The following is a 15253-nucleotide window of genomic DNA, read 5'->3' as shown; positions in this document are numbered from 1 at the left end:
GTTATCTAGTGTTATGTAAAGATATGTGTTATTGGAGTTAATACTAGATAAACATTTGGTAAATGTAAACCACAAAATGACAAATAAAAGAGACCACTCTGGATCATTCCATGGAAATTCCATAGGGAGTGATCAGAGTGGTCTCTACGCGTATCTCTATATGTTTAAACTTCTTCCTCAACCATACCCAAAGCCCGGTTTTTCTCTTTGAACAGCTCATTGTGTGAAGATACATATGCCATTAGTGAAGCATCTGGTTGTATATATCGCTTAGCACTGTTTAGTGCGAGAATACCGCTGGTAAAAGTGCCTGCCAGTAATTCAACTTTACTATCATAGGCTACAAAATCGCCTGCAGCGAATACACCGGGAACGTTGGTCGTCATCTCGGCTCCCACCTCCAGGTTCCACTCACCGAGATCCAGACCCCAATTCCGGATGGAACCATAATTGCACTTCATGCCGTGATTGACGATGACCGCATCAACCTCCAACTGCTCTCGCTCTGACGTCTCAGTATGGAGGAGGGATACACGATCAATTTGTGTCCCGTCGCTGCTGTGGAGCGCTTCAATGGTATAGGGTGTCCGAACCTGGACGGAGGAGTTCTTCATCATCGTAACACTTCGCTCCAGACCGCCAAAATGATCCCGGCGATGAACGATCGTTACGCTGCTGGCAATGGACTGTAACTCATTGGCCCAGTCCACAGCGGAATCTCCTCCACCCGAAATTAGTACCCGCTGATCCCGGAATCGTTCTAACTCCTGAACCGTGTAGTGCAGGTTGGTCACCTCGAAGCGATCTGCTCCTTCAATCTCAAGCTTGACGTTCTGGCGCTCGCCATAGCCAATGGCCAGAATAACGGTCCTGGTCAGATGTTGCTGACCGTGATCAGCGGTGAGCAGGATGGTTCCATCTTCCTGACGCTCCATGCCGACAATCCGCTGGCCGAGCACAATCGTCGGATCAAATGTGTGGGCTTGTCCAATCAACTGGGCAATAAGTTGTTCCCCACGAATTGGGGGCATGGCCCCAACATCCCATATCATTTTCTCAGGATAGGTCAGGACTCTTCCGCCCAGTTCATCCTGTGCTTCTATGACCTTGGTCTTCAGTTCTCTCATTCCGCTATAAAAAGCCGTGTATAACCCGGCGGGTCCTCCGCCGATGATGGTCACATCATATCGTTCAAGTGAATCTTTCATCGCTAACCTCCATGATTCGTTGGGCAGAAACCCTTTATTTTTTGAGCATCACAGGAAGTTGTTTGATCAGTTCTTCCCTCGCCAGCGGATCTGTTGATATACCTAGCCCACCATTCACGAAATATACTTTACCGGCTTTGATAGCGGGTAGTTGGCTCCATACGGGACCCTTGGTCATGTTCTCAACTTCCTTCAATTCTTCGTCACTGTAATACACAATGAAAATTCGGTCTCCAGCAATTTCGGGCAGCTGTTCGGTGGAAATATCGGCATAGCCATAGTCATCCGGGTTATCAATCATTTTCTGAATCGCTGTGGTTGGCTTGAATCCATCCTTGTTATAGACAAAACCGGTCAGGTAACTGGTCGTGTACACACTCAATCTTTTCTGGCCAATCATGTATTGAAATACGGATGCCGTCTCGTCCTTCTGAATGGTGCCATCCTGCTGCAGTGCGGTCCACATCTTCACAATCTCAGCTTCATGACGTGCGAGAAATTCTTCAGGCAGTTGCTTGTTGCCGAGCCACTCGCCCAGTCGCTTGATCCGATCAGGCATAGGGTCCCATTCATTGGTCAGGATAACCGGAGCGATCTTGGAGAGCGTCTCATTCTGCTTTTGGTCGGGAGTTGATGTAATAATCAGATCGGGCTGAAGTTCCACAATCTTCTCCGGACTTGGCGGCCAGCCGATATCTGCAACATCTTTCAGTTCGTCTTTATACGTCGCGTATTGCAGACCTTGCTGTACCACACCTACAGGCTTGATACCAAAAATTAATAGATCCCCAACGGTGTTGTCTGTATATACGATACGTTTGGGCGCTATGGGAATCTCCACCTGGTTACCATAGGCATCAGTCGCCATTTGGGTTCCTTTTTCCTCAGTTTGGCTGGTGGTCTGTGCTGTATTGCTTGTTGTATCGGCTGTTTTACCGCAAGCTGTTGCAACCAATACAATCAAACATAAGGTGAGCAACGTGGTGAATCTCGACATTTTGTGTATCATGAATATCCCCCTGTATGGTTAAACATTTACTGATAATCATTATCAATAAACCAAGTGTAATGCGGTTCAAGGGTGCATTCAATGGAATAATAGGACGTTTTTTTTGCATTAATAGGCTGGTTGTGGGCAAGTTTCGGTCATTGATAACCAAGGAAGAGTTGGGTTATGATGATTCTAATTGATAATGGTTATCAGAAAAAAGGAGAGCTAGCTGTGGATCTGACTCATCTCAAAACCCGGTACGTTGTTCCCGACATTTATTACGAACTTCACGGGTTGGCTCTACAACATCTATCGCATAAAGATGGCATTCCACGACAAACGCTAACCACCGACCTCATGATTGTGGTCGAGGAGGGGGAAGGTCTGCTCATTTGCGATGGTAAGATAAATGAACTGCAATATGGGGTGCCCCTGGTCATCAATGCGGGACACACTGTAGAGATTCGGATGAATGAAGAGGCGTTGTTATCCGTGTGGTTAATCGCATTTACATTGCATGATCCTGAGCGCCAAATGTCCCCTTCCCTTATAGAGACCCGCGAAACGGATACGGCCGGATTTCGATCCATAGTGCAGCGAATCCGGGCCATTGAAAACCGCCGTATGGCGCAGGATCGCAAACAACGAGTCGGCATTCACACCCAGTTTCAGAGATTGATGAGCATGGTACTGAAAGATACCCCTGAGCACGAAGGAGAAGTCTCCAGTGAGCATACAAGAGCGAACATATCCGAGATCATTACGCAGCTAAAAGGCCGTTACAACGAGGAAATTACCGTGGATGAGTTGGCAGATCAGGCCAGGATTAGCAAGCGGAGGTTTACCCATTGGTTCAGGCAGCTGACAGGAACGAATCTGTCGGATTATATGACAACTCTGCGGATGGAACATGCCAAACAACTGCTATTACGCGGGGAGCGTATGAAGGAGGTGGCCGCTATGGTGGGATATCGGGATGAATACTATTTCAATCGTCGATTTAAACAGATGGAAGGAATCTCACCGGGCCAGTTCATTCTTAACCATCGGAAAAGTTCATCTAACATCTGTGTGATGAGTTGCCTCGGTCATCTGCTTGCCCTTGGGATCCGCCCAGCAGCGGTTGCCAAAAATCTAGCCAATGAGCATTACCTAAGCAAGTTGAGTACGAGTTTCCATAAGGTCAACAGCGTACCGCTGGACCCGCAGGAAATTTCCTATTTGCAGCCAGAGATGATTCTGGTTGGAAATCAGGAGGAGTACGATACGTTGTCGCCAATAGCGCCAACATATATTTTTTCACAGAACGACGACAAGCCATTCGTATTGTTACAGAAACTTGGTGAGGTCTTTGGTAAGGGGTTTGAAGCGGAGAAGGTAATGAAGCAATATGAGCGCAAGGCACAGCGCCTGAGATCGCGGTTGAAAGGTATGATTCAGAGTACGGATACGTTCTCTGTGATGGAAATACGCGATGACTCAATCTATGTGTTCGGGAATTACTGGTGCAGAGGAGCCTACAATCTGTATGATGGCCTTGGACTCCAGGCACCTGAACGTATACAGAAGGAATTAATAGACCGTCAGGCTTATCTCATGATCTCAGAGGAGCAAGTTGCATCCTATGTAGGAGACCACTTGTTCCTGACGGTACTGGATTCGGAGCGGTATCAACATATGTCCAGCAGCATCTGGTGGCAGGAAATGCCTGCAGTGAGGCAAAACCAGGTGTATATGACGGAGTATACGGAATTCGCAGTTACTGATCCCATATCTATGCCTTACCAACTGGATGCCCAGATGAAGTTAATACTTGAACGTAAAATGCTCCATTCCTGATCGGATCACTTAACTCTTATACCGTCTCAATTGAATTACCACTACGAGAGGTGAAAAATTTTATTTTGACAACGATGGATACCAAAGCAAGCAAACCAAAGATGATTCCGCTCCAGATGACCTGATGGATGCCGAGTTGGGCAATGAACCAGCCACCAATGGAGGTACCGAGGGTAATCCCCAGATTAGAGAAAGAGACAAAGAGGCTGTTTCCGAATTCCGGCGCTTCATGAGATTCCGTCGTAAGCCAAGTTTGGCTGACAATCAGACCGCCAGAGTGAATCGCACCCCAGACGAACACCATGATAATCATCGGAGTGAAGTAGGTACCTGCATAGAAAACGAGTAAATAAGCCGCCATGTATAGCACCGGGAAGAGGAGAACGGTCCTCGGAATATTCCGATGCAGAAGCTGTCCGAATACCAAATTGCCGGCAATCATAATAACACCAAAGGCCAAGAGCATCACACTAATCCATGAACCGCCCATTTGGGTGACTTGCCCCAGATATTCGGCGAAATAACTATATACGGAGAACATCGCTGCAAAAATAAAAATGACAGTAGCAATATTTAGCCACAGCGCAGGTTTACGCAAAATGCCGATCTGTTTGCCATAAGACATCTTCTCTTGCACAGGCATCGAGGGCAACCATATCCATATACCGATGAAAGCAATGATACTGACAACCGCTCCGAACCAAAACGCAGCCTCCAACGAGAATCGTTCCGCAAGATAGGAAGTTAGGGGCACGCCAAATGCAAAGCCGGCAGTGATTCCGGTAAAGACTTTGGCAACGGCCTGACTGCTTTTTTCCGGTGGGACCAGCTTGGCACCCGTGACGAGAGCAACGGAGAAGAAGACTGGATGGAAAATGGCCGGGATAATCCGAAAGATTAGCATCATGTCGAATCGGGTTGTGTAGGCATATACTACGTTGGAAATGGCGAACAATAGCACGGCAGTTAACAAAATGGTTTTACGATTGATACCAGATACGAGCAAAGTCAGGAAAGGGCCAGACACAGCAACGACGAGAGCGAAAATACTTACCAGCCATCCGGCCTGTGCAGCGGTGATGTTGAATTTCTGCGTGATCAGGGGCAGTACTCCGATAATGCCGACTTCTGTAGTAATGATGGCGAATACACCGAGCGCCAGAATGAGGATGAGTAACGGATTAACCTGTTGTGATTTCGATTTCATGTTAAAGTCTAGACCTCCAAATATATTTATATATACAGAAAAATAGATATATTAAACTAAAAAAATGCCTCCTCACCTATATAAAAATATATGGCCGATATAATAAGTTCTCAGAATTACATTATATCTATATTTATAGATTTGTAAATATAATAAAGTGTAAGTCATTTAGTTAAGTCATCATGTTAGTGCCCAACATCTATACTTTTTGAGGGACAAGCTATACTTTCTACATGGATAATTACAAATATATCCAGTAAAATGGAATTTGTAAGCGCTTACTAATTAAGCGAATACTAAAATTCAAAGGAGGAAGATCATGTTCAAGTCCAAATGGTTTAAGACTGTAGGTTCACTGGCATTGGTTGGTGTGCTCGCTACCTCAGTCGCGGTTGGCAGTGTGAGTGCAGGTTTGGCCAAAGGTAGCAAGTTTTTGGGCAATATCATTGCAAGCAGTGTTCCCTCCAATTTCAGTCCCTATTGGAATCAGGTAACGCCGGAGAATTCAACAAAATGGGGAGCAGTCGAAGCCACGCGTAACAATATGAACTGGTCTCAGGCAGATATTGCCTACAATTATGCCAACAACAATGGATTTCCGTTCAAGTTTCACACGCTTGTCTGGGGAAGTCAGGAGCCAGGTTGGATTAGTGGACTTTCCGCTGCAGATCAGAAAGCTGAAGTAATCCAGTGGATCAAGGCAGCAGGTCAGAGATATTCCAAATCCGCGTTTGTCGATGTAGTTAACGAACCATTACATGCCAAACCTTCCTATCGTAACGCCATAGGCGGGGATGGAGCGACAGGGTGGGACTGGGTTATTTGGTCTTTTGAGCAAGCAAGACAAGCTTTCCCGAACGCCAAACTCCTGCTGAACGAATATGGGATTATTGGCGATCCGAATGCAGCTGATCAATACGTTCAGATCATCAATATCTTGAAGAGCAGAGGCCTGATTGATGGCATCGGCATCCAGTGTCATTACTTTAATATGGATAACGTTTCTGTCAGCACAATGAATACCGTATTGAACAAACTGGCCGCAACCGGATTGCCGATCTATGTATCCGAACTGGATATAACCGGCGATGATAACACACAGCTGCAGCGCTACCAGCAGAAATTCCCTGTCCTCTGGCAGCATTCGGCCGTTAAAGGTGTGACGTTGTGGGGCTTTAATCAAGGTCAGACTTGGGTGAGCGGTTCTCATTTAGTGAATACCAATGGTACAGAGCGTCCAGCACTGCAATGGCTGAGAAATTATCTTGCGAACAATCCTTAAGCGAGGTAGGCAAAATCATTTACAGAATCATTTCTTTCCATAACTTTGCACAAGAATATAGCGTCATATCCCCCACATCAAGTAGGGGGACATGACGCTATTTCGTGGTTTGAATGGGTATTAGGATTGGGAAATAATAATACTGTTGAAGGAATCAGCCTCCAGCTCGAACCGGAGTGTCTGCCCTTCATATGCCAGTTGCAGGTCACGGCTGTCCTTGAACGGATTGTTGATGACAATGACGAGACTATTGTCCGGGTTACGGAAGGCCACGGCTTTGCCACTCCAGGCTCCAGACAGTCCTACTCTTCGTGCACCAGGCACGACATCATGAGCAAAATGCTTCATCACATAATACTCGGGATTCCGAATGATTCCTTTGGCATCCGGGTCTACCGTAATCATGGAGTTTTGCTCCCACCCCCATGTGCTGCGGCCTTTCGGCTCCAGAACCATGTTCCAATAAATATACGCATTCACTCCATTGCTGAAATAGTGCTGGTACAGATTAAATACATACTTGGCGTAGTTCCAAGAGTTGTTGCCATCACCGCACTCATTCTCGGTCTGCATGTAACGAAGCTCCGGGTAGCTCGCGGCTGTACGTTGGATGGCATTTTTGCCTGCCCACTGATAACCAACTCCCTTGATATAGGCGTACGCTTTGGGATCACTAAGTACCAGTCCGGCATATTCATCGAAATCATTGGTTTTCTTCTTGATCAATTCTTCCCACGGATCAGGTGCGTTGATCGTTCCCAGCCAGATTTCCGTGTCCAGACCATGCTGTTCAAAAGCAGGGCCCAGGTAATCGGCGATAAACTCACGTAGCTGCTCACCTGTCCACATGCAGGAAGGGAATTTCTGATCCGCGATGACTTCGTTTTGTACATGGACCTGATGGATGGTAATGCCAGCGTCCTTGTACGCCTGTACGAATTTGACGAAATACAGCGCATAAGCTTCCAGGATATCCTTCTCCCAGCGCAGCGTTCCATAGTTATAGGCTTTCGGTGATTTCATCCAGGTGGGCGGGCTCCACGGCGAGGCGAAGAATTGCAGATTCGGATTATAGCTCAGGGCCTCTTTGATGTATGGAATCAGATATTTGAAATCACGTTCGATCGAAAAATGTTCCATGGTCACATCGCCGTCCACCTCATTGTGACTGTACCATTGCTCTGCATAATCACTCGCGCCAATGGGCAGGCGACAGATGTTGAATTTATGTTCACCTTCCGGGTGGAAGAGGGAATGAAATACGTCATGACGCTGCTCCTCATTCAAGTGGGACAGGGCAATATAACCAAGCTCATTAAAACAACCGCCAAATCCTTCTACAAGCTGATGCTGTTCACCTGTGAGCTTTAAGTTAGCGTTTTTATTTGTAGATGTATAAGAGATCTCTTTCCATGCATGATCTGGTGTAGTGGAATAACCATGTAATGTCAGGGACATTGGAATTTCCTCCTCGCTTGAATCTTAGGTATGATGTACAGTCAGTATATCAAGTCCCATTGCAAAAGAAGATACGCTGAACCGCGTAAAATTTGCCCTAATCCAAGGTGGTGAAATGCATGATCATTCCTGAACCATACCGTTCTTATCTATCTCCGGAGAGCCGATGGCTGCCTGCGACGGACTGGAACGTCAAGCTGTTTGGTGCTCACATGCAGAAGGTAAAGCGAGGCTGGCAAGTGCCGCTGGAATCGCATTTGGCCTTTGAATTGATACTGATTCTGGAAGGATCGCAGACGACGATACTGGAGAACATCCGTTATGATCTCCACGCAGGAGATATATTGCTTATCCCGCCTGGATGCAAACATACCAATGAATGTAATCAGGAGCAGGGGCTGACCTACTTTATTGCCCATTTCAATGTAGATGAGGTTCTGTTTCGCCAGGAGATGAGTAGACATGTGCAGATGTTGTTCCCATGTGGCGGCGAGGATAATCAGCGATTAACGGAAGTTATGATGAAATGGGTGGATCTGCTTCAGCACAGAGAAGAATATACAACATCAGATCTGTTCCGTATGCAGGCTGGTTTGCTGGAGATTTTGGCGATATTGGCAGAGCAAAGCTTCTCCCGTTCCCAAGAAGCCGTATCGCCTACTGTGGCGCACTATGCAACACTGATTGCTGAGGCAATCAAAAGCCGCTTCAATGCCGGGAATATCCAGCGGGAAGGTCTGGGGGATAAGGAGATTCGGATTGAAGAGATTGCGGCCTCGCTTCAAATCAGCCCTGGATATGCTCTGGAGACGTTTCAGAAAGTATACGGCATCTCTCCGCGCAGATATTTGTCCGAACTGAAGCTTCACGAGGCTAAGCAGCTAATACACCAGCCTGATCTTAACCTCACTCGCGTTGCCACCATGCTCGGATATTCCAGTCTTGCGCACTTCAGTCGGCAGTTCAGGCGATGGACTGGCATGAGTCCCAGTGAATACAGACAGACCATGGGCAGCATCCGTTTTTTTGATTAAACTGCATTCCTGCCAGCTCGTATCTAGTTTAATGCTCATCAAAAATCCCCGCTGATGTTCAGACGGGGACTTCGCTGTGCATGTAACAATCTACATGGAGGGCATATGAATTGAATTGTGCATTAAGATAAGTTGAGATAAGTGCGCGGTGCTGATCATGCTTTGCTTAATTAAGGTTGTACATTTTCGTCCTGCGCTTTGTTTTCGAAGATCAGAATCGTTTTGCTGCTTCCGATATACGCAACCGTCGTATTGAATTGCTCCGAAATAAAACGTACCGGGACAAACGCCTTTCCATCCTTCATCAACAGGGGTGCATCATTTATAGCAAGCGTATCGTCCACAACCACCTGTTTGTTGCCCACCGTCCAATGAATCGTTGTATCATTCTGCGCAATCTGAACCTCCTGTGTATCCGGATTCCAGTTCACGCTGGCATTCAACTGCTCGGAGACAAAACGGAGCGGTACATAGGTCCGTCCCTCATCGATAAAAGGTGCAGCCTCCAGTGCGTAAGCACGATCCCCGACATAGGCTGTGGTAGAGCCTTCAATAAGCCGCTGAAAATTACCCTGTGGAGTACGCTTCTGCTCCCGCACATTCATCTGGTTTAGCAGGCGCATCGTGTCACTACCGTTCGCAACATCCAGATAATTATTTTGCACCGTAAGTCCGGCAGGTTCCGGTTCAGAGACCGAGGTCTGCGTACCGGAGGATAAGGAAGTGGAAGCCGAGATATCCGTTATCGTATTTGTATTTGCAGAGCTGTTTCTTGTAAAAGTAAAACCGGCAATCGGTGACAGATTCCACACCCGGTTATTGGACAGTTTCAGTACTTCCAGCTTGGACAGCTGGCGTAATGGCTCCAGATCATAGATCTGATTGGACTCCGCATTCAGTTCTTTCAACCCTACCAGATCTTCCAAGGGTGCCAGATGCTGAACCTGATTCCCGGAGAAGTCTAGCGCCTGCAGGCGTGTCATATGGTTCAAGGGCATCAGATCGGAGATCTCGTTGCCTGCCACATTCAGCTTCTGAAGTGTATTCGGCAGATCAGCTAGTACATCCAGTGTATGAATGTGGTTGTTGGCCACATTGAGCTGTTTCAGTTTTCTTTTATCCGCCAGTGGTGTCAGGTACGTTATCGCATTATTCGAGATTTCAAGCCATTGAAGATCATCTGCATCCGCCAGTGCGGAGAGACTAGTAATCTGGTTACCGCTGGCGTGAAACGTATGTAATCGGGTGAATCCACGTACAACTTCTATGGAAGAAATGGAATTGTTGCTGATATACAGCCGTCCCAGGTCTTTCAAATCAGCCAGTGCATCAATCGATGTAATGTAATTATTGCGAACGTCAACCTCGCGAAGCCGAGTCAGATGCGCCAGCGGTGTTAGGTCTTCAATCTCATTGCCATATAACCGGAGGTGAGTCAGATTCGTGGCGTATTCCAGACCGGACAGGCTTTGAATGCCTGCATTGCTCAGATCCACTACGTGCAACTGCTCCAGATCGGAGGAGGTTAGAGGGGCATCTACCGGTTTGTTCAGGATCAGCTTCAGTCCGTTCTCCAGTGCTGGATCTTTGATGATTCCTTCGCCCAAGTCTGCCGTAGTATAGGCCATCGCTTGCCCAGCCGCCCCAAGACTCAGGATGAAGACTAGAAATAGTAGAGTCATTCTTCTCATTGCATGAATTCCCTCCGATTCCGATTTTAAAATACTCCGAACAGATTGATTTTTTTCGATGATATATAAGGTAAGTACAATATTTACACGATAACGGAGAGGGCAGAAATAACCTGAAGAAGCGAAGCGGTCACCTTTATCACGGGATTTCTCCCTTTAGAAAAAGGGAATCAAGGAAATCCGGGGATAACAGTGATCGGAAGGTTGTTCTGCCATCGGAGTGGTAAGTGTAAATGGACCAGTTTAACTTATGCAGGCACGAATAAAAACACATCTATAGTTATTAACCCATCATGGGGCAAAAGGAACAAGAAATTCATGACAGGTAGAACATCTACTTCTATTCTATATGATACAAACCCCATACTGCACTCTTCCAGCCATCTTTTTCAAAAAATATTGTACAACTCCCCCAGATGCTATTCAACTCCATGGCAGAAAGGGTATAAATGAAGTAAGAATGCCATTTGGAGGAGAAGATGCAGGTATGCGCCAAGCCATGATCATTAGTAATCCATCGTCGGGTAAAGAAGAGGCTCAGGAATATGTGTCCCAGGTACAAGAAATTCTTGAATCACAGCAGTATGAAGTGGTGGTCAATGAGACGGCTGGTGAGGGAGATGCGACCAACTACTGTCTGAGTGCCTGCAAAGATGGCTGTGATCTCGTCATTTCCATCGGAGGAGATGGGACGCTGCATGAGACGATTAACGGCATGATGGATCAGGAGCATCGTCCCAGACTGGGTGTGGTGCCGCTGGGTACGGTGAATGATTTTGCGCGTGCGCTGAATATCTCGCTTGATCCGGAGGAAGCCATTCGGCAGTTACGTTCGGAGCAGATCCATAAGGTGGATCTTGGTAAAATCAATGATCGTCTGTTTGCCAACGTGGTGGCAGCTGGTTCATTGGCAGAGGCGTTGTTTTCGGTATCATCGGAAGAGAAGTCGAAGCTGGGTTCATTCGCTTATTTGAAAGAAGGATTAAAAGACCTGATGAATACACCGGCCAAGCCAATAACTATTGAGTATGACGGGCAGTTTTGGGAAGGGGAGTCTCCACTTTTTCTCGCGGCACTGACCAATTCGGTTGGAGGTTTTGAGAAATTGTCCCCGGAAGCAGCGGTGGATGATGGGTTAATTCATTGTTTTGTGATCCGTAGCATGAATGTCTTTAATACGGTAACACTCGGAACGTCCCTGTTGTTTGGCAACTTGAAGAACCATAAGGATGTTGATTATTTTACAGCAAAAGAAGTTCACGTCCGTTCTACAGAAGCCATTCGCACAAATGTGGATGGAGAAGAAGGGCCCTCTCTGCCCATTCAAATCAGTGTATTGCCTCGGCATATTGAAGTGATAGTCCCGGAAGAAGTGTAGGTGGAGGAACGATGCAGAAAAAAACCTCCATTATTCCATATAAGAATTCTAAAATTCCATTGAAACCGATTGCAGTTCTGTGTCACAATCATAGACGGAAGACAAGTATATACTAGTTGGCAAAGATCATGAGAATGAATGTACGATACTATTCGAATATGGAGGGAAATCATCTTGAGAACAATTAAACTTGGCAGCAGCGCACTCGAAATACCGGTTGTAGCCGTTGGCTGCATGCGAATTAATTCATTAAGCAGCAAAGAAGCTGAACATTTTGTTCATTCCGCCATGGAAGCAGGCGCGAACTTCTTCGATCATGCTGATATTTATGGAAACGGAGCGTGTGAGGAGATCTTTGCAGAGGCTGTGCAGATGAATCCCCAGGTTCGTGAAAATATGATCCTTCAATCCAAATGCGGTATCCGCAAAGGCATGTTTGATTTCTCCAAAGAGCACATCTTGAATTCGGTGGATGGCATTCTGCAGCGCTTGAAAACCGATTACCTGGATGTGTTGTTGCTGCATCGCCCGGACACCTTGGTTGAACCGGAAGAAGTGGCTGAAGCCTTTGACCAGCTGGAACGCGAAGGTAAAGTGCGTCACTTCGGGGTATCCAACCAGAATCCGAACCAGATCGAACTGTTGAAAAAATACGTTAAACAGCCACTGGTAGCCAATCAGCTGCAGTTGAGTATTACGAATACCACGATGATTGACAGTGGAATCAACGTAAATATGGAGAACGATGCCGCGGTTAACCGTGATGGCAGTATTCTTGATTATTGTCGCCTGCACGATATCACGATTCAACCATGGTCCCCGTTCCAATACGGATTCTTCGAAGGCGTATTCCTGGGCAGCGATAAGTTCCCGGAACTGAATGCGAAGATCGATGAGATTGCTGCAAAATATGAAGTGAGCAACACGACCATCGCAATTGCTTGGTTGCTGCGTCACCCGGCGCAAATGCAGCCCGTGACAGGTACAATGAACATCCAGCGTTTGCAGGATTGCATCAAAGCTGGCGATGTTCACCTTACACGCCAAGAGTGGTACGAAATCTATCGTGCAGCTGGCAATGTGCTGCCATAAACCCCAATCAATACATAGCAGAATGATCTGCTGTATTGCATGTAAAACACGAGCGTATATAGCGCTCGTGTTTTTATTTTATCCTTTATTTGATGCTTATTCGTTCCCGGTATAAAATAAGGGTAGGGCCTCTATTTTAACAAAAGGATTATTTTGTAATTAATACAAATTAGTTGAATTTATCTTATTGACCCTTGCTTAATTATTACATATAATTACTTTTGCATACCGTTAATCCTGTTTATGGTTTTTTATTTTGGAGGGTGGTGTTAGTTTGGAGCCGACAACCACGATACGCGATCATTTAGAGAGTTATCTGAAGCGTGAGCAGATGTCCATTAGTCTTTTTTCGGAAACGTCAGGAATTAACTCGGGTACGCTGAGCAACATTTTGAATAAGAATCGTCCGATTGCGATGCAGCAGCTGGATCGAATCACTTCAGCTATGAGACTTGAAGAAGGTTACTTCTATGAATTGTATATAGATGAGTGTTTTGTCCATGCTGCCCCTGACTGGCGAAGACTGGGACCATTCCTTCATCGATGTGCAGAATTGGATAAATTGAATTGTATTGAAGATGTTATCCGGTTGATGATGGATAATCTATCTTATATTCCTTTGTTATTTGATCTGGCTGAAGAATTCTACCATGCTGGTAAATTCAAACCGGCCGTTCTACTATATGAAACGATAGCCGAAAGTGAGAAAATGCAACACTCCGAACGGCTTGCACTATGTCAGTATCGACTATTCAGATTGGGGCTGAGCAATGATCAGCAACGAAATCTAATCATTGCGGCCCAATTCGAATACTATGTGGATCGGCTGGATGAACGCTATCAGCTGGATGCGCTTAACGAACTGATCAATGCCTTTGCATCTCTTCACAGGTGGAGCAAGGTTCAGGAGCTCTCTGAAAAGTTGAAAGTAAAAGCGACCATTCATTATGAGTTGAATGGAAGACGGAAACAGGAAGAGACGAAACGACCGATTATCTTTTATATTATGTATGCCTATTTGGCATCTGGAAGTGCTAACTTCCATCTAAATAATTATGAAATTGCACTGAAATATGTTTCTTTATATACGGACTACAGTTGGGTAAAAAAGCCTGATTCGGATGAGCTGGTTGTCATTAATCAATTCCAGGAATGGGCTGAAGGAAATCGCTATATATATCAATTAATGGCTGGACAGTTTGAGATATTGCCTGACTATCTCGATTACATCTCAACGAAAGAAAATGAGATTTTCCCTGCACTGTGTGACATTGTAACAGCTGCAAATCGCTATGATATGAATATTGACTATGTACTAAAGGAATACGAATCCTACTTCACTTATCAAGAACAAAGTAATCGAATTGGGAAAGTTAGCAAACAGGTAACGGATGATCGCTATGTTCGTCTGTTGGCAGGATTGGGAACCTATTACCTTAAAAAAGATGAATTTGCCAAGGGAATAGATTTTGTTCTTGATAGTTTGAGGTTTTCACTTGAAATTAGTGACGGACGAGGTATGCTTAGAGGTGTCGGGCTATTTGAGCAATATAGGGATTATGCGTCTGACACAGCTATACAGCAGTACAAAATTTTGATTAGTGAGGTGCAGAAACTCAATGAAGAGAAAGCTGGCTTTGCTGATAGTTACATGTAGTATAGTGGTGAACATCGTTGCTCCTGTTATTGGACCTGTCCCCACTGAGGAAGTTCCGAACCCTTCAATTTACCGAACTAATGACCATGGTTTAGGGACATAAGCCTAAGCCAAGGGACGCTTCTGAATATTCATTCAGAGGCGTCTTTTTTTGCGTCTGGTGGAAGAATAAGTATGTCGTACCCCTTGCGGCCTATCGATTGGCATAATAAACTAAAATATGACAAAAAGGAGGGGTACTATGGATTGCTTGAAGTTAATGTCACAGATCGAAGAAGCCAGACAACAGCTTCACCGCTTACAGTCGGAATACGGTAGTCTGCTTCATCCTGAAGTCATCCAGCAATCTGTAGTTCTGGACGGTCTTATTAATCAATACAATCGAGCCAAAATGAAAAATTTGATTAATTAGTGGT

The 15253-nt window shown here is 45.7% G+C and carries 12 protein-coding genes; 7 read left to right on the top strand and 5 right to left on the bottom strand.

Annotated features, from left to right (window positions below):
* Nucleotides 1-164: 164 nt before the first annotated feature.
* Together BLV50_RS18525 and BLV50_RS18520 are read right to left on the bottom strand one after the other, a co-directional pair.
* Nucleotides 165-1208, bottom strand: coding sequence for an NAD(P)/FAD-dependent oxidoreductase (locus tag BLV50_RS18525; protein ID WP_064641577.1), 1044 nt, complete (start codon nt 1206-1208; stop codon nt 165-167).
* 34 nt (nt 1209-1242) lie between these two features.
* A complete protein-coding gene (locus tag BLV50_RS18520; protein ID WP_090809306.1) occupies nt 1243-2217 on the bottom strand; it encodes an ABC transporter substrate-binding protein in 975 nt (324 codons plus the stop codon).
* A gap of 165 nt (nt 2218-2382) precedes the next feature.
* Here BLV50_RS18520 and BLV50_RS18515 point away from each other — a divergent pair, with 165 nt between their 5' ends.
* Complete coding sequence (locus BLV50_RS18515) at nt 2383-4038, top strand: helix-turn-helix domain-containing protein (protein WP_072733868.1); 1656 nt, start codon at nt 2383-2385, stop codon at nt 4036-4038.
* 16 nt (nt 4039-4054) lie between these two features.
* On the opposite strand, the gene BLV50_RS18510 is transcribed toward BLV50_RS18515, so the two are convergent.
* Nucleotides 4055-5245: an MFS transporter gene (locus BLV50_RS18510; protein WP_090809304.1), complete on the bottom strand. Its 1191-nt coding sequence runs from the start codon at nt 5243-5245 to the stop codon at nt 4055-4057.
* A gap of 319 nt (nt 5246-5564) precedes the next feature.
* Between BLV50_RS18510 and BLV50_RS18505 the strand changes: the two genes are divergently transcribed.
* Nucleotides 5565-6527, top strand: coding sequence for an endo-1,4-beta-xylanase (locus tag BLV50_RS18505; protein ID WP_063565840.1), 963 nt, complete (start codon nt 5565-5567; stop codon nt 6525-6527).
* A 120-nt stretch (nt 6528-6647) separates the two neighbouring features.
* Here the strand turns inward: BLV50_RS18505 and BLV50_RS18500 are convergent, their stop codons facing one another.
* Nucleotides 6648-7985 carry a glycoside hydrolase family 30 protein gene (locus tag BLV50_RS18500; RefSeq protein WP_090809302.1) on the bottom strand — a complete coding sequence of 446 codons (1338 nt, stop codon included), beginning with the start codon at nt 7983-7985 and terminating at the stop codon, nt 6648-6650.
* A 119-nt stretch (nt 7986-8104) separates the two neighbouring features.
* Between BLV50_RS18500 and BLV50_RS18495 the strand changes: the two genes are divergently transcribed.
* Nucleotides 8105-9019 (top strand): AraC family transcriptional regulator, encoded by a 915-nt coding sequence (locus tag BLV50_RS18495; RefSeq protein WP_072733864.1) that lies wholly within the window; start codon nt 8105-8107, stop codon nt 9017-9019.
* A 170-nt stretch (nt 9020-9189) separates the two neighbouring features.
* Here BLV50_RS18495 and BLV50_RS18490 read toward each other — a convergent pair whose 3' ends face one another.
* Nucleotides 9190-10710, bottom strand: coding sequence for a leucine-rich repeat domain-containing protein (locus BLV50_RS18490; protein ID WP_090809300.1), 1521 nt, complete (start codon nt 10708-10710; stop codon nt 9190-9192).
* Between the two features lie 487 nt (nt 10711-11197).
* Here BLV50_RS18490 and BLV50_RS18485 point away from each other — a divergent pair, with 487 nt between their 5' ends.
* From BLV50_RS18485 to BLV50_RS18470, 4 genes are all read left to right on the top strand, one after another.
* Nucleotides 11198-12088 carry a diacylglycerol/lipid kinase family protein gene (locus BLV50_RS18485; RefSeq protein ID WP_090809298.1) on the top strand — a complete coding sequence of 297 codons (891 nt, stop codon included), beginning with the start codon at nt 11198-11200 and terminating at the stop codon, nt 12086-12088.
* A 174-nt stretch (nt 12089-12262) separates the two neighbouring features.
* Nucleotides 12263-13180 (top strand): aldo/keto reductase, encoded by a 918-nt coding sequence (locus BLV50_RS18480; RefSeq protein WP_063565845.1) that lies wholly within the window; start codon nt 12263-12265, stop codon nt 13178-13180.
* A gap of 274 nt (nt 13181-13454) precedes the next feature.
* A complete protein-coding gene (locus tag BLV50_RS18475; RefSeq protein WP_063565846.1) occupies nt 13455-14837 on the top strand; it encodes a hypothetical protein in 1383 nt (460 codons plus the stop codon).
* A gap of 241 nt (nt 14838-15078) precedes the next feature.
* Nucleotides 15079-15249 (top strand): aspartyl-phosphate phosphatase Spo0E family protein, encoded by a 171-nt coding sequence (locus tag BLV50_RS18470; RefSeq protein WP_082935338.1) that lies wholly within the window; start codon nt 15079-15081, stop codon nt 15247-15249.
* Nucleotides 15250-15253: the final 4 nt, after the last annotated feature.

The sequence above is a fragment of the Paenibacillus sp. 276b genome, assembly GCF_900107875.1.
GTDB classification, from domain to species: domain Bacteria; phylum Bacillota; class Bacilli; order Paenibacillales; family Paenibacillaceae; genus Paenibacillus; species Paenibacillus marchantiae.
The sequence above is the reverse complement of the archived record's forward strand: the minus strand, read 5'-3'. Positions and strand labels throughout refer to the sequence as shown.